Annotated in this window: 9 protein-coding genes; 5 read left to right on the top strand and 4 right to left on the bottom strand. The window is 68.6% G+C overall.

Annotation, left to right across the window (positions count from 1 at the left end; translation table 11 throughout):
• Positions 1-360: 360 nt before the first annotated feature.
• Both ABDV69_RS11220 and ABDV69_RS11215 read right to left on the bottom strand, forming a co-directional pair.
• Positions 361-1845, bottom strand: coding sequence for a HAMP domain-containing sensor histidine kinase (locus tag ABDV69_RS11220; RefSeq protein WP_343574209.1), 1485 nt, complete (start codon positions 1843-1845; stop codon positions 361-363).
• Positions 1842-2573, bottom strand: coding sequence for a response regulator transcription factor (locus tag ABDV69_RS11215; RefSeq protein WP_343574207.1), 732 nt, complete (start codon positions 2571-2573; stop codon positions 1842-1844). The genes ABDV69_RS11220 and ABDV69_RS11215 overlap by 4 nt, the downstream gene beginning before the upstream one ends.
• A 146-nt stretch (positions 2574-2719) precedes the next feature.
• On the opposite strand from ABDV69_RS11215, the gene ABDV69_RS11210 reads away from it, so the two are divergent.
• From ABDV69_RS11210 to ABDV69_RS11190, 5 genes are all read left to right on the top strand, one after another.
• The gene (locus ABDV69_RS11210; RefSeq protein ID WP_343574205.1) at positions 2720-3163 is read left to right on the top strand and encodes a hypothetical protein; all 444 of its coding nucleotides are present in this window, start codon (positions 2720-2722) and stop codon (positions 3161-3163) included.
• A 159-nt stretch (positions 3164-3322) separates the two neighbouring features.
• Positions 3323-3700 (top strand): hypothetical protein, encoded by a 378-nt coding sequence (locus ABDV69_RS11205; RefSeq protein WP_343574203.1) that lies wholly within the window; start codon positions 3323-3325, stop codon positions 3698-3700.
• Positions 3701-3760: 60 nt separating this feature from the next.
• Positions 3761-4279, top strand: a complete 519-nt coding sequence (locus ABDV69_RS11200; RefSeq protein ID WP_343574202.1) for a hypothetical protein — start codon at positions 3761-3763, stop codon at positions 4277-4279.
• Positions 4280-4440: 161 nt separating this feature from the next.
• Complete coding sequence (locus tag ABDV69_RS11195) at positions 4441-6648, top strand: ATP-binding cassette domain-containing protein (protein WP_343574200.1); 2208 nt, start codon at positions 4441-4443, stop codon at positions 6646-6648.
• Positions 6630-9173, top strand: coding sequence for an FtsX-like permease family protein (locus ABDV69_RS11190; protein WP_343574198.1), 2544 nt, complete (start codon positions 6630-6632; stop codon positions 9171-9173). The genes ABDV69_RS11195 and ABDV69_RS11190 overlap by 19 nt, the downstream gene beginning before the upstream one ends.
• Positions 9174-9176: 3 nt before the next feature.
• Here the strand turns inward: ABDV69_RS11190 and ABDV69_RS11185 are convergent, their stop codons facing one another.
• Positions 9177-14483, bottom strand: a complete 5307-nt coding sequence (locus ABDV69_RS11185) for an amino acid adenylation domain-containing protein (protein WP_343574197.1) — start codon at positions 14481-14483, stop codon at positions 9177-9179.
• Positions 14473-22899 carry an SDR family NAD(P)-dependent oxidoreductase gene (locus tag ABDV69_RS11180; RefSeq protein WP_343574194.1) on the bottom strand — a complete coding sequence of 2809 codons (8427 nt, stop codon included), beginning with the start codon at positions 22897-22899 and terminating at the stop codon, positions 14473-14475. The genes ABDV69_RS11185 and ABDV69_RS11180 overlap by 11 nt, the downstream gene beginning before the upstream one ends.
• Positions 22900-22981 lie beyond the last annotated feature (82 nt).

The following is a 22981-nucleotide window of genomic DNA, read 5'->3' as shown; positions in this document are numbered from 1 at the left end:
ATCGCTTGCAGCGCCCCGCCCATCGCGATCAGTGGAAACAGCCACAGCGTGCTAGTCGAAGTCATCGGAAAATCCCTCCGTCGCTAGATGACTGAGCGTGGGCACCGGGCGCTGGCGCGCTCGTGTCGCCGCAGCGCGCCCGCCACAAACCCGACAACCGGCGCCAACTCGCCCAGCTGGTTGCGTCCGTCCGTCAGTGACACCGGTCCGACGCCTACCGCGATCAGCTCCGCAACCGCTGTACTCAGACGACCACTCTCCTGTCCCGCATCGAACCGGGCATTCCGGACGGTGCTCGGTCAATCCGTGTCGAGTCAATTGTGGGCGACCAATCTGAAGTCAGTCTGAAGCTGGGAGTCGCTATTTCGTCGAGGTGATGGGAAGGGTTAGTCGGAATCGCGCGCCGCCGTCGTAGGCGATACAGACGAGATCGCCGTGGTGTGCGCGCGCGAGCGCACGTGCGATAGACAATCCGAGCCCGGCCCCGCCGTGATCGGCGTTCCGCGCGGCATCGAGACGGACGAGTCGCTCGAAGATCTGTTCGCGCTCGCTATCCGGGATTCCCGGGCCTGAGTCGGTAACGGTGAGTTCAGCAGCGCCCGTGCCGGTGTCGGAACCGACGTCGACGACGATCGAGCCGCCGGCAGGGGTATGTCGGCGCGCGTTGTCGAGCACGTTGGAGAGTATTTGGGCCAGCCGGGTGGGATCGGCGCGGACCAGTGCGGCGGCGTCGCCCGTTCGCGCCACCCGCAGTGCGGGCGAAAGCATTCTGGCGCGTTCACATTCGGCATCGGCGATCGTGACGAGATCTGTGTCGGTCAAGTCCAACGCCACGCCGGCGTCGATGCGGGTCAGGTCGAGCATGTCCGATATGAGGCGACTGGCACGACGGGATTCGGCGAGCAGCAGTGCAGCGCGGCGGTACTGGTTCGGGGCGTCCGGATTCTCGCTGTGCTGGACGGCAGCGTTGTGCAGTTGCTCGGCGGCTGCACGGATACCGGCGATCGGAGTGCGGAGTTCGTGGGCGGCGTCGGCGATGAAGCGGCGGGTGGTGGCCTCTGCGTGCCGCGCAACCGCGGCCGAGTGCTGGGCGCGTTGCTCGGATGCCTCCAAGGTGTCGAGCATGCCGTCGAAAGCCGCTGCGGCACGGCCGAGTTCGGTGTCGGGACGGTCGGGCCGCAAACGCCGGCCGCGGTCGCCGCCGGTGATTGTCCGGGCCAGTGCGGTGAGCCGATCCAGTGGGCGCAACGCGGCGCGGGTCACAGCGCTGAACAACGCACCAGCGATGGCCAAAGTGATCAGCCCGGCGGTGAGCATGACCTTACGAAGCCGGCGGATCAGCGCCGTGGTCTGGGTTGTGTCCGCAACGAGGATGAGGCGCCCGCCCGTCTTGAGCGGGTGCACGATGACAGTCGCGGTGGCATCCGGCCGCGGCGGTGGTGGCGGCGGCCCCCAGGGCGGCGGGGGTGGCGGCGGCCCCCACGGCGGTGGCGGCGGTGGTGGGGGCGGAACGATCGGGCCCGTCGTGGTGTCCGGTCGGATTGCGCGGTCGCCGTAGGTGGAGCCGTCCGCGGTCACCAGCAACGCCCTGATCCCGCCACCGCCCAGTTGGGCGACCAGTTGGTCAGGCGGGGTGTGGACGCTGGCCAGCGCATCGGCCCTGGACACGCCGGCCATCAATCGATCATGTCGATCGCGCTGAGCCTGTACGCCCACCAGCGCATCGATAGTCACGCCCAGCACTAGTAACAGCACGGCCAGCACGGCCAGCACGATCAAGCTGACCCGCCGATGCAGGGACGGTGTGGCAGTTACCGAGCTCAGCGCGGCGCGATCAGCCGTCATGATCGCTGAGGTGCCATGCGGTAGCCGATCCCGCGCACGGTGTGAAGGATGCGTGGGCCGTGCGCTTCGAGCTTGCGGCGCACGGCACTGATATGGACATGCACCAAGTTGGCGTCGTAGGCGTCATACCCCCACACCGCGGTCAGGATTTGGCTGGTGCTGACAATGCGGCCGCGCTGCTCTACCAAGAAGGTCAGCAGACGTAATTCGGTGGCAGTCAGATCTAACCGGCAACCTGCGCGGGCGATGACGCCGGCGTCCAAGTCCAAGGCCAGATCGCCATATTGAAGCACCGACGGCAATCGGCCGAGTCGACGCAGCACCGCCCCGATGCGTGACACCAACTCCGCCAGCTCGAAGGGCTTGACAACGTAATCGTCTGCACCGCCGTCCAATCCGCGTAATCGGTCGGGCAGTCCGTCCCGTGCGGTGAGCAACACGATTGCCGCTTCGCCCCAATCGCGGACCACATCGATCAACGCGAAACCGTCGCGGCCAGGCAACATCACGTCCAGCACCACCAGGTCGGGCCGAAATCCGTCCAGGACATCTTCCATCTCGGCCCCGTCCGGACGAGTCGCGGTGAGATATCCGACGTCGCTCAACGCCTCGCTGACCATCTCACGTATCGCCGCGGAGTCTTCCACGATCAAGATCCGTGTCGGGTGCGCTTGTCGCAGCTCACCGGCGCGCCCTAGCCGATTCTGCGGACCGCCAACATCAGTCATCGTCTCATTCTCTTTGCTGCCAACGCCGGCTTCTGAAGCGAACCTGAAGAAATCTCGAACGGCCGCGCTCTTCAGGTTGACTTCAGCTGCGCTTCTTAGCGTGGCGGCCACTGGTAGACATTTTCAACTGTTCACAGGGGGCAAGCATGGCCGACGACGAATTCGTGCAACGAACCTCGGATCCGGGTGGGCAGGCGTCCCAGGCTCGCGGCGGCGAGCCGGAAACACCGTTGCCGGCAGCACGCGCCGTCACCCCGCCGGTGGTCACCTCGATCGTGCACCGCAACCCCGTCGGTGTGGCGATCGGCGCGGCGGTCGCCGGCTTCCTGGTCGGTGCCCTCCTGGCCGGCGTCTTCGCCCGTTTCTTTGCACCGGCGCCCAGCCCCTGGGACGGTCCTCCACCACCGAGGAGCTGGTCGAACCAGCCGGCGCCCGGCTGGGGCCCGCCGCACCCACCGCCGCCGCACTGGCACCCGGCTCCCCCGCCATGGGCTTGCGGGCCACCGCCCGCTCCGGGCGGTCCGGCCGGTCCGCCGCGACCTGGACCCGGCGAACCTCCGCCTCCGCGGCCTGCGCCGCCAGCGGGCTGACCGTCGAAGGAGTCGCGTGATGATCTCATTCAAGCAGGCACTTGCCGCCGCCGGGCTGGCCGCGGGGTTAGGTCTGGCCGTCGCAGGGGCGGTGGCACATGCCGATCCGCTGCCTCCGCCGCCGGCGCCCTGGGGACCACCGCCACCACCCCCTGGGCAGTGGGGACCGCCGCCGCCGCCGGCGCCTTGGGGACCGCCGCCACCCCCTGGACAGTGGGGACCGCCGCCGCCGCCGGCGCCCTGGGGACCACCGCCACCACCCTGAAGGACCAGCAGATGGAGGACACGGTGATTTTCTTGATACTGACGGCTGTGGCAGCGGGCGCGTATTGGGTCGGCGCGCAGAGTAAATCGTCACGGATCCGCGGTGACCGGAAGGCCGCCCAGGCTGCCGGTCATCCGGTGGCACCCACCCCGTACCCGGCGCGGGCCTGGCTGATCGCAGCAGCGGTCGGGACCGTGCTGCTGCTGGCCGCACTCATCGGTGCGCCGGCATCGCTTGGTCCGATCGGCGGGCCCGGGCTGTTTGGCCCCTGACAATGTTGCGCTGCAACGGGTTTGCGGGATGCCCGCTGCCCCAGGAGGTGTTGCCAATGCGTGCAAGTAGGTACGAACGTCGACGGACAGGCGTCACATGTGAGCGGTAACGAATTACTACGACCCGAGGCGGCCTCGCCCGCAAAGAAGCGGCCTGGCGCTGTAGTCGCCGAGAAGGCGACTTCCAGAAAGCCTAGCAAAAAGGCTGTCGCTAAAAAGGCCGCTAAGAAGGCAGCTCCGGCTAAAAAGGCAGCCAAAAAGGCGGCCAAGAAGGCGCCCGCCAAAAAGGCGGCCAAGAAGGCGCCCGCCAAAAAGGCAGCCACGAAGACCCCACCGGGGTGTTCGCCACGACGAGGACACGCCGAGAGAGCCAAGCCGAAACTGAGCCTGCCCGAATTACCAGCCCCACCAACAGATCCGGTGGAGGTGCTCGGGCTGTGTGAGTCGTTCACCGCGGTCGATCTCCGTCGAGCTTGGCGCGCCTTCGCCGCACGCCACCACCCCGATCAAGGGGGCGACGGGACGACCTTCACCCGCGGACGCGAGGCCTACGACGAGCTGCGCAGCCGACCGCGGTAGTCCGGGCGCTGCGAGGCATCCGGGCGATATGGCTGACATGGCGTCGCATCCCGTGGCCGCGCACGAGGGTGGAAAAGCCGCGCTGACACCCTGCTCGCCCGCGAAGCGCGCGCAGCCAAAACTATTGTGGAGACGTGTCGGACGCGGTGCTTGGTGTCTCAATGACGCCAACCTCGGTGCGCACCGTTCTGGTAGCGGGGGCAAAAGCGGACGGCGTCGTGGTCAACCACGGCAATTTCGACATCGCACACGGTGCCGACCTGCCGTCTGGCACCACGATCGAGCAGATTATCGCCACCATCCTCATCACCCGGGAAACCGCGGCCAGCGCCGGCTATCAGGTGGGATCCACCGGGGTGACCTGGGTCGACGCCGCAACGGCGACGGCTCTGCGCGAGGGCCTGGCGACGCGCAGGGTCGACAACGTCTTCCTGGTGTCGCCGTTCCATTCCGCGACCGCTCTGGCCGGCGCGGCCGGTGAGTCGGCCGGCTATCACCACACGGCGCTGCTGTGTATCGAGCCGGACGTCGCGACGCTGGCGGTGGTCGGTACGGCTGACGGGGTGGTCATCGAGGTGCGTCGGCGGTTTTTGCCGGATGACGACGACGAAGCGGTGGCCGCACTCGTGGAGATCGTCAACGGTGCGGGCGAGATGAAGGGTGGCCCGCAGGGCGTCTTCGTGGTGGGCTCCGGTGTCGATATCCCGTTGATCATGCCCGCGCTGGTTGACGCGACGACGCTTCCGGTCAGCGCGCCCGAGCAGCACGATTCCGCGCTGGCCCGGGGCGCGGCGCTGGCATCGGCGAACACCAAGCTGTTGACGTCGACGGCGATCGAGTTGGCCCGCACCGAAGGCCGGGCTGCCGGGCACACGCACATCGCGCTGCTGTGTATCGAGCCGGATTCGGCGACCTACGCGGTGCTGAACACCTACGACGAGTCGATCGCGGAGGTGCGGCGACGGTTCTTGCCCAGTGACGACGCCGAGGCACTGGCCGCACTCGTGGAGATCGTCACAGGTTTCGATGCGACTGAGGGTGGCCCGCAGGGCCTGTTCCTGCTCGGTTCCGGTGTCGACGTCCCGTTGATCATGCCGGACCTTGTTGCGGCGACAGCACTTCCGATCACCACACCCGAGCAGCCCGCGGTCGGGTCGGCGCGCGGCGCGGCGCTGGCATCGGCGAGCGTTGCGTCGTTGGCGTCGTCCGCGGTCGCGTTGGCCCGCGCGGCAGGTGAGTCAGCCGGCTATGACAGCACGGCGCTGCTGTCGATCGAACCGGACACCGCGACGCTGGCGGTGGTCGGCACGGCCGACGGGTTGATCGTTGACCTACGTCGTCGGTTTTTGCCGCATGACGACGACGAAGCGGTGGCCGCGCTGGTGGAGATCGTCAAGGGTGCGGGCGAGATGGAGGGTGACCCGCAGGGCGTGTTCGTGGTCGGCTCCGGTGTGGACGTCGCGTTGATCATGCCGGCCCTGGCCGAAGTGACGTCGCTTCCGGTCAGCGCGCCCGAACAACCGGTGACCGCACCGGTCGACGACGTGACTGCCGCCCGTTCCCCGCTGTTTGCCTCGTCGACCGCTTTCCTCAACGGGCAGGCTCAGGGCGGCACCGCCCCGGGCCAGTTACCGCCGCCCGCCAATGCACGGCCGGTGATCCTGGAAGCCCGCGGCCTGTGCAAATCGTTCGGTTCCGGTGCGACGGCGATACCGATCATCCACGACATCAATGTGCAGATACACGTCGGCGAATTCGTGGTCCTGGTGGGACCTTCGGGCTCGGGCAAGTCGACGTTGCTGAGCATCCTCGGGTTGCTGGAGCCTCCGACGCGCGGCGAGGTTCTGGTGAACCAAATGAGCGTCGCCCAGTTGTCTGCCCGGCAACGGGCACGCGTTCGCGGTCGCCGGATCGGGTATGTATTCCAGTCCTTCAATTTGCTGGCGGGTTTGTCCGTCGCCGAAAACGTGATGCTGCCCAGTCTGCTGGCCGGTCAGGCCGGTCGTGCCCAGCACGACCGAGCCGTCGCGCTGCTGGACCAGTTCGGGCTGGCCGGGATGGCCAACCGGGTGCCCGCGGAGTTGTCCGGTGGCGAGCAGCAGCGCGTCGCAATCGCTCGAGCGCTGTTCATGGCACCGCAAGTCGTGCTCGCCGACGAGCCCACGGGCAACCTCGACACCAAGAACGGCCGCCGCGTGATCGAGGCACTGTACAACCTCAACGCAGCGGGCCAGACCATTGTGTTGGTCACCCATGACCGGTCGATTGCCGACGAGGCCCCCCGGTTGGTCTCCCTGCTCGACGGCCGCATCGAAAGCGACGAGCGGCACGTTCGGCACGCTGGGGCGGCATGGCGAGCACCGCACTAGCCGCGACCGTCAGCGTTGTGCGGCTGATCAACCTCCGGGCCATTCGGCGACACACGCTGCGCGCGTTGCTGGCGGCGCTGTCCCTCGGCGGCGGGGTGGCCATCGTTGTGGCGGTCATGATCGAAACCAGCAGCGTCCGTACCGCTATCGACGACGTCGGCTACCGGATCGCCGGCCCCACGCCGCTGCGCATCGTCGGCGCCGCCACCCAGGGTGGAATCGTGCCGGCGGTGATCCACACCGCGAGCCAGGTGCCTGGCGTATCGGTGCTCGCCCCGGTGGTCCGCGCGGCGACCCAGGTGCACGACGGCGACCGCGAGACCGTCGTGTTGGCGTTGGGGATCGACTGCTCAGCCCGCTGGATGATCGACCCGAAGGTGTGTGGCGCGGGGCAACAAGAGCCGCAAGTGTTGGCAACCTCGACCACTTTCGGCCGCTCGCTGGGTAAGTCCCCGACGTTGGCGACCGACATCGGCCAGCTGCCGCTATCCGGACTCGCTCAGATCCCGCAACTGGACAGCGTCAACAACGGCCGCGTCATCGTGTTGCCGCTCAGCGCGGCCCAGCGGCAGTTCGCCCGCGGCGACCGAGTGGACAGTGTCTACGTCACGGTGGCAGATCACGTCAGTGCGACCGGCGTACAGGGGCGTGTCGCCACGGCGCTGGAAGCGCTCGGACCCGGATACCGGGTGCTGACCCGCACCGACCCGGCCGCAGGATTCAACGTCAACGTCATCTTGTTTCCGCTGCTGGCGATCTTCGCTCTGATCGCGATCGGGATCGGGGTGATCCTGATCGCGCAGCTCACCCGGTTGTCGATTCAAGAACGCCGACGGGAAGTGGCGATCGCCGCGGCTCTGGGCGCCGCACCGCTGCTGACGTTCGGCGGGTTCCTCGCAGAGGCTGGGCTGCTCGGCGCTTCCGGGTCAGTCATCGGAGTTCTGCTCGGAATTCTGATCGCCCACCCTGTCGTCGCCAGTGCCAGTGAGCTGACGCAACAGTTCGTCGGGGTCACCGTCCCCGTCGTGGTCGAGGCGGATGTCGTCGTGGCGGCGCTGGGAATCGGGATCCTGCTCGCCGTGCTCGCCGCCCTCTTACCGAGCCGGTCGGCGTCGAGGACCGCGATAGCGACCGAACTCTCCGGCCGCGCCGCACTCGAGGACAACACGTCGGCGCTGGTGTGGCCCCGGGTGGTGACGCTGCTGGGAATCGGCGTCGCCGGCGTCGTCGCCGTGTGGTGGGCGACGTGGTCGGGTGGGCTGGCGCCATGGCAGGCCGGGATCGCCAACGGCGGGGTCGTCGTCGCCATCGTCGGTTTGCTGCTGGCCACCGCCTATGTGGGCCCAGAATTCCTGGACCTGATCCGGCTCCGGCCGGAAAGAATTCGCCGCGCGGCGCTGGCGATCGCGTTCACCGGACTGCGCGCGGATCCGTCGCGGATGATCGCGATCGGCGGCGCCGTCGCGGTGCCGGTGGCCGTCGCGACGCTGCTGTCCGGGTTCTTGATCGCCATCAACGACGGAGTCGACAACGTGGCGAAAGCACAGGCGACCGGACGCCTGGTACTGACCACCACCCGGTTCACCGACTGGGGCTCGACAGATGCGAAGTTCTCGCCGGACAGCATGGCGAAGCTCGCCGCCCTGCCCGGGGTCGGCGCCGTAGAGCGAATGGCGGAGGTGGAGATCACCCTGGCAAACGGAGAGTTGGCCTACGTACGCGCCGAGGATCGACCGACCTTCTCGTACCGGGCGCTCGCCGGGCCCTCCCCGCGGCGAAGCGTGGCGGCGAATCAGCTTGTCATCGGCGGCATCCTGGCTCGAGAGACCGGTGTCCGCGTTGGCGACACGATGCTGCTGGGTAGCGGACCCAGCGCCCGCAGACTCGTCGTCGGGACGATCGTGGCCACCCCTGAAGTGGGCGGGCGCAGAATTCAGATGTCCTATCCGCTTGCCGAGCAGATCTTCGGCCGGCAGCCGCCCGGGTTGGTGTTCATCAAGCCGGCGGGGGGTGTCAGCCTGCACCGCGTCGCCGACGAGATCAAGGCCGGGCAGTTCAATCAGCCGCTGACCGTCGTGGACGCCCACGGGTATCGCGATGCGGTGGTCAGCGGTGAATCCCGTTTTCTCGCACCGTTGAACACGCTGAAATACGGTCTGCTGGCGATCGCCTTCATCTCGGTGTCCTCGACGCTGCTGCTGCTCGGAATTCGGCGCCGCCGCGAAATCGCGCTGATCCAGGCGCTCGGCGCCACCCCGGCCACCGTCTTCGCGGTGACAACCATCGAGGCTGTCATCGCGAGCGCGACGGGTGCCGTGCTGGGCGGACTGGTGTCGGCCGCCATCATCGGCGCCGTGGCGCGGGCCGCGATCGTCGACGTGGGCGCTGTCGTTCCGCTGATCTTCCCGGCATCCGAAGCGACTGGTTATGCGATCCTCGCCATCGTGTCGGCGGTGTTGGCAGCGATCGGTCCCGCGTGGCAGACCACCCGGGCTGCGCTGGCATCCCAGCTACGCGACGAATAACCGTCAGAAACGGTAGGTCGTGCAGCCGACCTGGAGCCCGGAGCCCACGCTCACGATCAGCCCGACATCGTCCGACCTCACCAGCCCGTGTTGCCAGGCGTGCTGCAATCCGTGCGGCACCGACGACGAAAACGGGTCGGCATCGCCCGCGGGGGCGACGAAAAGCGAACTCGCAATACCCAATCGGGTGGCCAGTTCGTCGCGATCAGCGGGTGACAGATGCGGGGGGAACACGGCGGCGATATCGGCAGAGGCGATCGCCTCCAGTTTGAGCAACTCGCCCACGGCGTCGGCGATGATGTCCAGATAGTGCGCCGCCAGTTCCGGGTCGCGGTCGATCTCGAGCCAGGTACGGTCGTCGGAGTGGCTGGTGTAGGTGACCAGCGCATCGGCGTACTCGGGGTAGTGACGGAAGACGAAGCGGCCAAATCCCTGGCTGCCGTCGGTCGGCGACAGGATCACCGCCGACCCCGTCTCGCTCAAGCCGTAGGCGGGATGCCCGCCGCTGCCGGAGTTGTTCTCGATCTCCGAGGCAACGACCATCGCGTGCCCGGTTCTTCCCGCGCCGATCATCTGGACGGCAACCTGGCAGGCGTTGAGGAAGCCGACTGCGCCGTTGAACACGTCGAAGGCGAGCGTCTTCGGGCCATCGGGGGACCGCACGTCGTCGTTGATCCCGAGTTCGCCGGCAACCAGTGCCGCGATCGCCGGCTCGCTGATGAATTCGTCCCGATAGACACCGGCGTGAATGATCAGGCCGAGCTGGTCGCGGTCGAGCCCGGTCCGGTCGAGGCATTGCTCGGCGGCCTGCGCGGCCAGTTCCACCGAGCCCCGTGAGCCGGGCGGGCCGGCCGGGATGGTGCCGACGCCGGCGATTCCGACCGCCGGGGGCGGCGGAGGCTCCATGGTCGCCGCGTCGCGCGGCGCCTGCAGGCCGCGGTGGCTGTCGGAGCCGCGGCGCAGCCGGTCGGGCAGGTCGTCGAAGGTGTACAGCGCGGCGCCGACGGTCTGGCCGGAGCCGCTGATGCCGAAGACCGCGTTGTCGCCCGAGCGGATTCGGTTGCTCAGGATGTGATCCTTGACGGCGACGAAATGTGTTGTGCTGGCCGTATTTCCACGCTCAGATAGGTTGTAGATGGTGTTGCCCGGGTTGGCGGATCCTTCGCCGAACATCCGGTTCACCGCGCCGACCGCGTCGTTGATCGACGATTCCGACGTCTGGTGCATCACGATGTGGTCGCAGTGCTCCGGGCGCCAGCCGTGGCGTCGCATCACGCCGGCCACGTACGGCACCGCGGCTTGCACCGCGATCGCGGTCGCCGCAATCGAGTCGACCGTCATGATCGCGCCGCCTTCCGGCCCGGCGGTCGCTTTCCCGATGCACATGGGGGCGTAGCGGCTGAGCGTGGCGATATCGATGTCGTGGAAGCCGGCACGATCGCCCCGACCACGCTCCAGGATCACCGCGGCGCCCGCATCCCCGACCGTCAGACACGCGAGCCGCGGGTCCATCGGACCCTCGATTTCCCGTTGCGCGGTGGCGCTGATGTGGGTGATGTATTCGCCGCTGACCACCATGGCGCGACCGATCAGCCCGGTCTGCAGGAACGCGTCGGCGATTGCGATCCCGGTGAACATTCCGGCGCAGGCATTGGTGATGTCGAAAGCCACCGCGTTGTCCAGGCCGCACTGATCCCGCAGCCGCGCCGCGGTGCTGGGCTCGAAGACAAATTTTTGGTCGGGCCCGTCGCAGCGGGAAATGCTGCACGAGATCAGCAGGTCGATCTCCGCCGGCCGGTAACTCGACCGGGACAGGCAGTCGGCCGCGGCTTGTCGGGCGAGATCGATGGCGAACTCGCCGTCGGCCACCACCCGTCGGTGCTTGATTCCGGTCAGCCTTTCCAGCGGTATGCCGATGTCGTTGACGCACCCGGCGAGAAGGTCGGCGGTCGACACCACTGTGAACGGCAGGTAGGTGCCGATGCTCTCGATCACCGTGTTGCGGGTCGGCTTTGTCGACGGCGTTGGCTGGAATTCGCTTGGCGCACTGAGGGGCTGGGGGCTGGCATCGGGCCTGACGGCCGGCGCGTCGCTGGGCGCCTGGTCGCCGTATTCCGCGGCCAGTTCTGCGATCGTGCCGAACAAGAACACCGACTCGGGTTTAAGCGGCAGACCGGCCGTTTCCGCACGGACCGCGACCTCCAGGCTGTGCGTCGAGGAGCCGCCGAGGGCGAAGAAGTCGTCGTGGACGCCGACCCGGTCGACACCGAGAACCGTGCGCCAGATCTCGGCCAGCACTTGCTCGGTCCGGTTGCGCGGAGCGACGTACTCCCGGTCGCGCTGCGCTGCTGTCGAGCCGTCCGCGGCGAGAGCGCGCCGGTCGACTTTCCCGCCGGAGGTACGCGGCAACTCGCTCTTCACGACGAAGTGGGCCGGCACCATGGCCGCCGGGAGCCACTCGAGCAGGAAACGCCGTAACTGCGCGGTGGTCGGCCCGGGCTCGGTGCTGGCCGCGACGTGGGCGGTCAGCCGGGTGTGGCCGCGCTCGTCGGTGCCGGCGACCACCACTGCCTCGTTCACGTCGGGATGCCTGCTCAGCACGACCTCGACCTCGCCGGGCTCGATCCGGACGCCGCGGATCTCCACCTGGCTGTCCCGGCGTCCGAGGTAGAAGATGTTGCCGTCAGACCGATAGCGAGCCAGATCGCCGGTGCGGTAGAGCATTGCGCCGGGCTCACCGGAGAACGGGTCGGCGACGAACCGGGTGGCCGTCAGGTCCGGCTGACCGGCGTAGCCACGGCCCACGCCGGCTCCACCGATGTACAGCTCGCCGGGCACGCCCACCGGCACCGGTTGGAGGTAGGCGTCGAGGAGGTGAATCGCGACATTGGCGATCGGCCGCCCGATCGGAATCGACGGCCCGGGCGCACCGCGCTGGCAGTGCGCGTAGGTGGCCGTCACTGCGCATTCGGCGGGGCCGTACTCGTTCCACAATTCGACGTCGACGGTGTTCAGGAAACGCTGGGCCAGGTCGTAGGGCAAAGCTTCGCCGCCGCACGTCACCCGCCGCAGCGTGACGCAGTCGTTGAGGCCGGGCTCGCCGAGCCAGGACTGCAGCATCGACGGCACGACGTGCACGATCTGGGTGATGCCCTGCTCGGCGATGGTCTGGACGAGGTAGGCGGCGTCGCGGTGCCCGTCGGGTTTCGCGATGACAAGCCGCGCGCCGACGATCAACGGCACGAAGATCTCCGCCAGCGACGCGTCGAAGGTCACCGGCGTGTGGTGCAGCACCCGGTCGCCGGCGTCGAGCCGGTAGTTCGCCTGCATCCAGAGCAGCAGGTTGCGCAGCCCGCCGTGGGTGTTGAGCACGCGCTTCGGTACGCCGGTGGACCCCGAGGTGTGGACGACGTAAGCCAGTCCGTCCGGCCGCGGGACGGGGGAGGACGTGACCGCGCCCGTTTCGGACGCAGCCGGCGGCAGGTCCAGGCAGAGACGATCACCGCCAAATCCTTTGATTGACTGTAGGTTTCGCTGGTGCGTGACCACCACCGACGCGCCGGAGGTCTCGATCATCGCGGCGATGCGGTTCGCCGGCTGTCCCGGGTCGAGCGGCATGAACGCGGCACCGGACTTCGCGACGCCGAGCAGCGCCACCACCAGGTCTTCGCTGCGGTCCAGCAGGACGACGACGATGCTGTCCGGGCGCACGCCGCGGCTCAGCAGTCGAGCCGCCACATCGTCGGCGCGCCGGTCGAGTTCGGCGTAGGTCAGGTCGCGGTCGTCGAATCTCACGGCGATCGCCGCCGGGCTGCGGCGGGCCGCCGCGGTCACCATCTCGGGCAGGGTGTCGGGGCCCTCGAAGCGGACCTCGGTGTCGTTCCACGCCGTCTGTTGCGAGCGCTCAGCCTCGGTGCGGATCGGCAGCTGCGACAGGCTGAGGTCTGGATCGGCGACGATTCCGCGCAGCAGCGTGGTGAAGTGCTCGGCCATCCGCTCGATGGTCGCGTCGTCGAACAGGTCGGTGTTGTACTGCAGGGCGCAGAGCAGCTCGCCGTCCTGTTCACCCATCAGCAGCATCAGGTCGAGCGGCGCACCGCCCTGGCCGATGTGGGTGGTCGTCAAATCCAGCACACCCGGGACCGACGCCGCCCCCGCGCCGTCCTGGAAGCGCCGGGTCTGTTCCCACGCGAACGAGACTTGGAATAGCGGCGTATGACTCACATCGCGTGCCGGGTCCAGCTTTTCGACGAGCAGCGCGAACGGAAAGTCCTGATGCTCGAGTGCTTGCAGGACAGTCGTCTTGACCCGGCCGAGCAGCGAGGTAAAGGTCGGATCGCCGCTGAGGTCGGGCCGCAGCACCACCGGGTTGGCGAGGTAGCCGACCAGACTCGCCAGCCCCGCGTGGTCGCGGCATCCGAACGGCGAGCCGATCAGCAGATCGTCCTGTCCGCTGTAGCGGTGCAGCAGAGTCGCGTACGCCGCGAACAGCGTCATGTAGGGGGTCGCGCCGCCGCGGCGGCCGAGTTCCTTGAGCTGGGCGGTCAGCGTGCGGTCGACGGTAAAGCGTTGTACCGCACCGCGATACGTTTGGACCGCGCCCCGCGGCCGGTCGACGGGCAGCCGGAGCAGCGGCGTCTCCCCGGCCAGCTGCCGGCTCCAGTACCGCCAGAGCCGGTCGCCCTCGGCTCCCTCGATGGCGCGGGTCTGTTCGAGCGCGTAGTCGACGTAGCGCATCGGTGGGAGCGGCGGCGGCGGTGAGCCGCCGTGCTCGGCGGCGTAGAGCAGCCGAAGCTCGTCGAGGATCAGGTCGATCGACCACATGTCCACGGCGATGTGATGCAGCGTCAGCACCAGCAGGTGCTCGCCGGCGCCGTGGCTGATCAGGTGAAACCGCAGCACCGGTCCGGTGCGCAAGTCGAAGGGCCGATCGGCTTCGCGTCGCAGCCAGCGCGGCGTCTCCTCACGGTCCAATTCCAGGTGCGTGACCCGCACCGGCCAACGGGGATGGACGAGCTGGACCGGCTGACCGGCACGCGTGGTGTAGGTGGTCCGCAGGATGTCGTGCCGGTCGACGAGCGCCTGGGCTGCGGCCTGCAGCGCGCTCACGTCGAGGTCGCCGCGGATCTGCCCGGCGTAGGTGATCGTGTAGGCGGGGCTGCCGGGCGCGAGCTGGTAGAGGAACCACAGCGACCGCTGACCATAGGAGAGCGGATGCGCTGACGCCGCAGCTTCCGCCTTTTCCATCAGCAGGCGGGCCAGCAGCACGCGCTTCTCCTCGGCGGAAAGGCCGGCGAGGTCAGTTGTCATCCTGGGCCTCTCGTGCCGCGAGGACGTCGCGAAGCAGCGCGTCGACGTCGTCGTCGGAGATGTCGGGCAACGTGCCCAGGACGTCTATCCACTGCGGCTCAGTGGCGTTGGTCCCGTTGACGGTGGGCGCGTCGTCCGTCTCGACGGGTTCGGGTTTCGCTGTGGCACTGGATAACTGCTCGGCAAGCCAGCCGGCCAGCCCCGTCACGCTCAGACCGTCGAGCAGGCGGACGACCGGCACGACGATGCCGAGGTCGCGTTCGATCTGAGCGCGCAATTCCACCGCGACCAGCGAGTCGACCCCGAGCTGGTGCAGTGCCGACTCGACGTCCAGGCGCGACGGTGTCTGACCGAGCTTGGCCGCCGCCTGTTCGCGCAGATACGACTCGAGCAGCCGTCGACGCTCGTCCTCGTCGGCGCGGACGACCACGTCGCGAAGGTCCTCGAGGCGCTCCCGGGAGTCGCCGGCCGCCGGCGTGTCGAGCAGGTCCGCAAGCAACGCCGGGTCCATTCGCAGCACGGCGACCTGGGTGGCCGACGACCGTAACAGTCTCGACAGCGTCCGCACGCCGTCGGCCACCGGAATCGGAATCATGCCGTGCCGGTTGAGGTTTCGTTGCTGCTCTGGCCCGCTGGCCAGACCGACCTCGGCCCACGGGCCCCAGTTGATGCTCAGCGCGGGCTTGCCCGCCGCACGTCGATACCACGCCAGCGCGTCCAGGAATGCGTTGGCCGCGGCGTAGTGCGCCTGCCCTGGTGAACCCAAAAGCGCTGCGGCAGAGGAGAAGAGCACAAAAAAGTCCAGCGCTGCGTCTCGGGTGAGCGTGTGCAGGTTCCAGGCGCCTTCGACCTTGGGCGCCATCACCTCGCGCAGCCGCCGGTCGTCGAGGCGCGCGAGGATGCCGTCGTCGAGAATCCCCGCCGCGTGAATCACGCCACGCAGCGGCGGCATGGTTGCGCGCATCGAATCGAGCACCGGGGCGAGCTGATCGGCCCGGCTGACGTCGCCGCGGGCGTAGACCACTTCGCTGCCCGCGGTGCGTAAATCGTCGATGGCCCGCAGCCCGTCGTCTGATGCCGGGCCGCGTCCGAGCAACACCAGATGCCTGGCGCCGCGCTCGACCAGCCATGACGCGGCGGCCCGACCGAGGCCGCCGAGCCCGCCGGTGATCAGATAGGTGGCCTCGGCATCGAACTGCTCAGGGAGCCGCTGGTGGTGGACGCCCGGTCGCCCTCGCCCAGGTACCGACACCGCGACCTTGCCGATCTGCCTGCCCTGCGACAGTGTCCGCAGGGCGGTGGCGGTCTGTGCGGCCGGGAAGGCGCGCACCGGCAGTGGGCGGAACGCTGCTTGCTCGAGGTGAGCGACGATGTCACCCAACAGGGCACCCACGTAGGCCGGCCGATCTGTGATCAGCTGTGCCAGGTCGACGACGATGTAGGACGCGTTGTTGCGTAACTGCCACAGCCGAAGCCGGCCTTGCCCGTAGATGTCGGCCTTCCCGATCTCCACGAAGCGGCCGTACCGGCTCAGCGCCTCGAGCCCGTGCGACAGTGCCTCGCCGGTCAGCGAGTTGAGCACCACGTCCACCCCGTCGCCGCCGGTTGCGGCCAACACCTGATCGGCGAAACCAAGTGAGCGCGAATCGAATACATGCTCGATACCGAGGCCGTGCAGGTGATCGCGCTTCTCCGGGGTACCCGCGGTGGTGAGCACCGTCGCGTTCAGCCAGCGGGCCACTTCGACGGCGGCCAGACCGACGCCGCCGGCCGCTGAGTGAATGAGCACCCGCTCGCCGCGCCGCAACCGAGCCTGTTCGTGCAGCGCGTAGTAGGCCGTCAGATACGCGATCGGGATCGCCGCGGCTTGCTCGAAGCTGAGCTGGACCGGCTTGGGCGTCACCAGGACGGCCGGGGTGGTGACGAAGGATCCGACACCCTCTGCTGCCAAGGCGATCACGGCGTCGCCGACCCGCACATCGTCGACCTCGTCGCCCACGGCCGTCACGACGCCGGAGCATTCGACCCCGACCTGCGTCGGGCCACCTTCTTGACCCGGGTATACGCCGAGGGCGCGCATCACGTCGATGAAGTTCAATCCGGTTGCGTGAACATCGATTTCGACCTCTTTAGGCCCCGGCGACCGACGGGCGACCACCCGGGTGTCGATGTCATCGAGCACGCCGGGCCGCGAATACTCCATCCGGAATGGGGAATCCGCTTCCGGCTGAGCGGTTTCCGGTTCCACGACGAACTGGGACAATTTGGCGACGTAACGCCGTCCGCCCCGAAACCCGACATCGGTGTCGCTCACCCCGGCGAGTAACTCCTCGACAAGAGCGGCCAGGTCCTCGGGTTCGGAACCCAGCGGTAGGTCGACCCGCGAGCAGCGCAGCTCCGGATGCTCGTGTGCGATGCTGCGGCCCATGCCCCACAGCGGGGCCTGAGCGAGCGCCACGACGTCCGCGTCCACCTCGACCGGCTGGGCGTGTCGCGTCACCAGCCACAGCCGCGGTGCGGGTGACTGCGGTGCCGGCGTCAACGCCTGCACCAGATGCAGCACGCTGGTCGGGCCGAGGATGCGCGCCGCGTCAAGCGAATCCGTCGACGCCGTCAGGCTGCACAGGTGCACGATGCCCTGCAACTGCGGCAGGTCATCGAGAAGACGCCGGAAGTGTTGCGGCTCAGCCGGATCCAGCTGGTAATGGTCCGGCGCCAGTCGGGCGAAGTCGGTCCCCGGCTCGACCAGGACGCAGGTTTGAGAGCGCTGTTCGAGCAGCATCCGGGTGGTGTCCGCGGTGGCGCCGTCGTCGCCGAAGATCAGCCAGGTGCCCGCCGCCACCGTCCGGCCCGGCGTGACGAGACTCGCCGGCTCCCACCGCGGCAGGTAGAGATCGCCCCGGGTATCGGCCCGCGTCGTGCTCGGCGCCGTCTCGCGGATTCGCGCGAGCCGCAGTCCGCGTACCGCCGTGCAAACCGTCCCGGACCGGTCCAGCAGGAACACATCGCCCTCGACGGTGTCGGGCGCGGACCCGTCGCGCAGCAGCGCATGGCACCACACGCCGTCCGAGAACGCCCCGCGGACAACCAGATCCGCAATGCTGACCGGCAGGTACGTGTCGTGGGACTGCCCGTTGCTCGCAGGAAGTGTGGCGGCGAGGACCTGAAAGCAGCCGTCCAGCAATGCCGCATCGATATCGCTGGCATCGCCCGGCGTCATTCGGGCGATCGCCTCACCGTCGCGGCGCCAGACGTCGGTCACCTTCTGGAAGGCCGGCCCGTACTCCAGCCCATGCTGCGCCAGCCGACCGTAGAATGACGCCGCGGAAACCGTTTCCGTGCAACGAGTTTGGATGTCTTCGGGGTTGTGCGGGTCGGCGTCGCCGACCGGTTCGTCGGCGACCAGCGCGCCGCTCGCCACCAACGACGCAGCCGGATCCATGCCCAGCAGATCGAACGAGACGTCGCCCGAGGGCGCGCCGCGAAGAACCAGCTGCACGGTTCGCGGCTCGGCGTCGTCGAGCACCAGCGACCGGTGGAAGACGACGTCTCGCGGCATCCGGGGAGGCGCGCCGAAGGCTCTCGCGGAGCCTGTGACGACAAGCTCGAGGAGGGTGGCCGCCGGGACGACGACCGAACCGTGCACGCGGTGGCCGGTCAAGAGCGGCATCAGATCGGTGCTGACGTCGATTTCGCAGCACACCGTGTCCGGCTGTGCCGACGAGCGGATCGGCCCGCGCCACGGCGACCCGCCGGCGGCCGCGGCGTCGAGCCAGAACCTCTCGCGTTGCCACGGGTACGTGGGCGCCGAAACCACCCGGCCGCCTAACGGATTCAGCCGGTCCCAGGCAACGGTCTGTCCACTGGTGTAGAGGGCGCCCAGCGCTGCCAGCGCGGTCTCGCGCCCGCCCTCAGCACGGCGCATCGAGGGAATCAGCGTGCCGGCACGACCGAGGTCGTCGGCGTCCTCGCGCAGCGCGCTCAACAACACCGGGTGCGGACTGACCTCGAGGAATACCTCATGGCCCTGCTCGAACAGCCGCCGTGCGGCCGGCGAGAACCGCACTGGCGAACAGAGATTCTCCACCCAGTAGGCGGCGTCCAGAGTCGCGTCGTCGATCGGCTCGGCGGTCACGGTGGAATACATCGGTGTCGCGGGCGCCGACGGACGAAGGCCGTCGAGCGCGACGGCGAGGTCGGCGCGCAGCGCGTCCATGCGCGGACTGTGCGATGCCACGTCGACGTCGATCCAGCGGCAGAACCTCATCCGCTGCTGGATCTCGGTCATCAACTCGGACAACACATCCGAATCACCGGAGAGCACGGTCGAGCGCACCGAGTTGCTCGCCGCGACGGCGATCCGGTCCGAACGTCCGGCGACGAGTTCGTCCGCCTCGGCGAGAGACAGCTCCGCGGTGATCATCGATCCGCCGCGAGCTGCTGCCCGGAGCAGGCGCGCTCGCGCACAGATCACCCGCGCCGCGTCGTCGAGGTGCAAGGCACCCGCAACGTGCGCGGCCGCCACCTCACCCATGCTGTGCCCGATCACGGCGGCGGGTTCCACACCCCACGATCGCCACAGCGCGGCCAGCGCGACCTGCATCGCGAAGATGGCCGGCTGGATCACCCCGATGTCATCGAGGCTGTCGCCGCCCAGCAGCGCATCGATCACCGATGAGTCCAGGTGCGGGCGCAGGGCTCGGTCGCACTCGGCCAGCGCGTCCCGGAACACCTCCTCCTCGCCGTGAAGTTGCTGTCCCATCCGGCGCCACTGGGATCCCTGCCCGGAGAAGACGAACACGACACCAGGCCCGGGCCGGCGTCGTCCGACCGACAACCCGGGCCGGCTCTCGCCCTGCCGGTAGGCGGCGAGCGATTCGGACAGCTCTGTGGCGTCGCGACCGAGCACCGCCAGCCGGTGGTCGTGGTGGTCGCGCCGCGCGCCGGCGGTGTAGCAGAGGTCGGCCGGCGGCATCCCGGCCTGCAGAGCCTGCTGGTAGCCCTCTGCCAGGGCGGACAGCGCCTCGGGCGACCGGGCCGACAACGGCAACAGCTCGACGCGACCGGTCACCGGCGGTTGCGGGGCCCGGACTTCGGGCGCCTCGGTCATCACGACGTGTGCGTTGGTTCCGCCGAAGCCGAACGAGCTGACCCCGGCGACCGCCCGCCGATTGGTCGGCGGCCACGGCGTACGAGTGTCGGCCACCTGCAGCGCGAGTCGTTCGAATGGGATGTGCGGGTTGGGCTGATCGAAGTTCAGGCTCGCGGGGATCTCGCGGTGGCGCAACGCCAGCGCCGTCTTGATCAATCCGGCGACCCCGGCGGCCGCCTCCAAATGGCCGAGGTTGGTTTTCACCGATCCGATCAAGCAGCGATCGTCCGGCGCGCGACCTTCGGCCAGAATCGAGCCGAGGGCGGTGGCCTCGATCGTGTCGCCCAACGCCGTGCCCGTGCCGTGCGCCTCGACGTACGCAACGGTGCCGGGGGACAGGCCCGCGTGCCGGTACGCCTCGGTCAGCACCGCCTGTTGCGCGTGCCGGCTGGGTGCGGTCAGACCGTTGGTCCGACCGTCGTGATTGGTCGCGCTTCCGCGCAGCACCGCATAGATCTGGTCACCGTCGGCCAGCGCCCGACTCAACGGTTTCAAGACGACGACGCCGGCACCTTCGCCGCGGACGTATCCATCGGCCGCGGCGTCGAATGTCTTGCAGCGACCGTCGGCTGCCATCAGCGAGGCCTTGCTGAAGTTGACTCCCAGAGCCGGCGACAAGATGACGTTGACGCCACCGGCAAGGGCCAGCGTCGACTCGCCGTCGCGCAGGCTGCGGCAGGCCAGGTGGACGGCGACCAGCGACGACGAGCAGGCGGTGTCGATCGCCATGCTGGGTCCGCGCAGATCCAGTGCGTAGGACAGCCGGTTGGCGGCGATGCTCAGTGCGCCGCCGGTGCCGCTGTAGGCGTCGATCAGATCCGGCCGGCCGAACTGGAGACTTCCGTAGTCGTAGGTGGAGACGCCGACGAACACGCCCGTGGGGCTACCGGCAAGCCGCTCGGTGACCTGGCCGGCGTCTTCCAACGCCTCCCAGGCCACCTCTAGCAGCAGACGTTGCTGGGGGTCGATGCGCGTCGCCTCGCGGGGCGAGATGTTGAAGAACGCGGCGTCGAACTGGTCGACGTGCTCGAGGAAACCGCCCCGTTGGGCGCCGCCGGGACCGGGGGTCCAGCGCTCCGGTGGAACGTCGCCGACGGCGGCACGGCCTTCGGTGAGCAACTCCCAGAACGCCGCCGGGCCGTCGGCTCCGGGGAATCGGCAGCCGATGCCGATGATCGCGATCGGCTCGTCGGCGCTCTGCGCGCGGGCGGCGGCGGCCGGTGGCGCGGGGTCCGCGGCGGTGCCGTCGGTCAGGTAGGCGCACAGCGTGTCAATGGTCGGGTACTCATAGGGCAGCGTAGGCGAAAGGTCCTGTCCCACATGCTCTGCCAGCGCGGCGGTCAGCCGAACCGCTTGCACTGAGTCGAGCCCGTAGTGAGCGAACGGAAGCGATGTGTCGACGTCGGCCCGGGGGAGGTCGAGCAGTTCCGAAAGCTGCGTGGCCAACCAGGCCGCCAACTCCCCGGCGTCCGGCGCGGCGTGCGCCGGTGCCGGTGCCGCGGTGCCGGAAACGTCGCGGGGCGCGTCCGGCGACGCTGCCTGCCACTGCGCAATCGCTGCGAGCTCACCATCGAGGTAACGTTGCCGGGTCCTGCTGCGCCGGATCTTGCCGCTCGACGTCGTGGGTATCGTCGACGGTTCCGTGAGAACGATTGCGTACGGGCGGATTTCGTGGTGCTCGGCCACCGCGGTGCGGATCGCGGCGAGCACCACGTCGGTGTCGATCGCACCGGCCCGGTAGCGGTCGACTTCCTGCACGACGACGAGTTGCTCGCCGGAATGCGCATCGAGCGTGATCGAAAACGCGGCTCCGCGGCCGCGCAGCAGCCCGTGGTGGCTGTCCTGCGCCGTGGCTTCGATGTCTTCGGGGTAGTGATTGCGGCCGCGGATGACGATGAGATCTTTCAGCCGTCCGGAAACGAACAGCTGACCGTCCAGATGGAATCCGAGGTCACCGGTGCGCAGAAACGGCCCGCGTCCGGTGTCGGCGAGAAATGCGTTGAATGTCTCCTCGGTTTCGGCCGGCTTTGCCCAGTAGCCCTGGGCGACACTGCCGCCGGCCAGCCAGATCTCCCCGACCTGGTCGGCCGCGCATGGTCGGCCGGTCGCCGGATCGACGATGACAGTCTCATGGCCGGGCTGGGCGTGGCCGCAGCCCACCAACGATGCCGAATCTGGATGTTCCGGTGCGACGGGGACGATGCGGTGGTCGCGCAGCGCGTCGCTGTCCAGGTGCCGCACCACGGGCGCGGTTCGATCCGCTTTTCCGGAGACCAGCAGGGTGGATTCGGCCATGCCGTACACCGGATCGAACGCCTGCGGCCGGAAGCCGGCAGGGGCGAAAGCGTCGATGAACCGCCGCAGGGTGGCGGCGCGAATCGGCTCCGCGCCACACATGGCGGTCGACAGCTTGGACAGATCCAGTGCCGCGCGTTCTTCGGGGCTGCTGTGGTCGATGCACAGTTGGTAGGCAAAGTTGGGCGCTGCGGTGATCGTGCCGCCGTTGCGGGACAGCGCCTCCAGCCAGCGCATCGGTCGCTCGATGAATGACTCGGGCGGCATGAAGTAGGACGTGGCCGCGACGTAAATCGAGGTGAGAATTCCGCCGATCAGCCCCATGTCGTGGTGCAGAGGCAGCCAGAACACGCCTCGGGCGCGGTCGTTTCCGTCGCCCCATGCGGTGCGGATGGCCTCCACGTTGTGCAGCAGGTTGCGGTGGGTCACCACAACGCCTTTCGGCGAACCTGTCGAACCCGAGGTGTATTGCAGCAGCGCCGTCGTGGCGGCGTCGATGTCCGGCGCGACCCACTCATCGGCGGAGGCGGTGACCTCGTCGACGGCGCACCACTGCATGGCTGGGCCGTCGGCCATCCCGGCTACCGCGTCCGAAAACTGTGCCCGGGTCTCGGCAGTGGTCACGGTGACCCGCGCCGCGGTGTCGTTCACGATCGACGCGACGCGGCCGATCACCCGGGTGCGGGCGGGCGGGTGCACCGGCACTGGCACGACGCCGGCGTAGATGCATCCGAAGAACCCGACGATGAAGTCCAAGCCCGACGGGCACAGCACCAGCGCGCGTTCGCCGGTAGCGCCCATTCGCTGCAAAACGGACGCGATTGACCGCGCGTGGGCGTCGAGTTCGCCAAAAGTCAGTTGGCTGTGCTCTTCGCCATCGGGCGAATAACGGCAGTAGTCGAAAGCGGCTTTATCGCGGTGAGTTCCGGCTCTATGCCGTACGAGATCCAGGAAAGTCTGGTCCGTCAATCGCGTGCCTTCCGGCGCACATTCTGGAGACCGGGTCGGGGCCTCGACCACGAGGTGACGGCGATACCGCCGTAGGACCATC

It is taken from the genome of Mycobacterium sp., assembly GCF_039583785.1.
GTDB lineage: Bacteria > Actinomycetota > Actinomycetes > Mycobacteriales > Mycobacteriaceae > Mycobacterium.
The sequence above is the reverse complement of the archived record's forward strand: the minus strand, read 5'-3'. Positions and strand labels throughout refer to the sequence as shown.

What these genes read in the sequence shown, in the direction of transcription:
- ABDV69_RS11220 (WP_343574209.1), bottom strand. Translation starts at nt 1,845, where the DNA reads ATGACGGCTGATCGCGCCGCGCTGAGCTCGGTAACTGCCACACCGTCC.
- ABDV69_RS11215 (WP_343574207.1), bottom strand. Translation starts at nt 2,573, where the DNA reads ATGACTGATGTTGGCGGTCCGCAGAATCGGCTAGGGCGCGCCGGTGAG.
- ABDV69_RS11210 (WP_343574205.1), top strand. Translation starts at nt 2,720, where the DNA reads ATGGCCGACGACGAATTCGTGCAACGAACCTCGGATCCGGGTGGGCAG.
- ABDV69_RS11195 (WP_343574200.1), top strand. Translation starts at nt 4,441, where the DNA reads ATGACGCCAACCTCGGTGCGCACCGTTCTGGTAGCGGGGGCAAAAGCG.
- ABDV69_RS11190 (WP_343574198.1), top strand. Translation starts at nt 6,630, where the DNA reads ATGGCGAGCACCGCACTAGCCGCGACCGTCAGCGTTGTGCGGCTGATC.
- ABDV69_RS11185 (WP_343574197.1), bottom strand. Translation starts at nt 14,483, where the DNA reads ATGACAACTGACCTCGCCGGCCTTTCCGCCGAGGAGAAGCGCGTGCTG.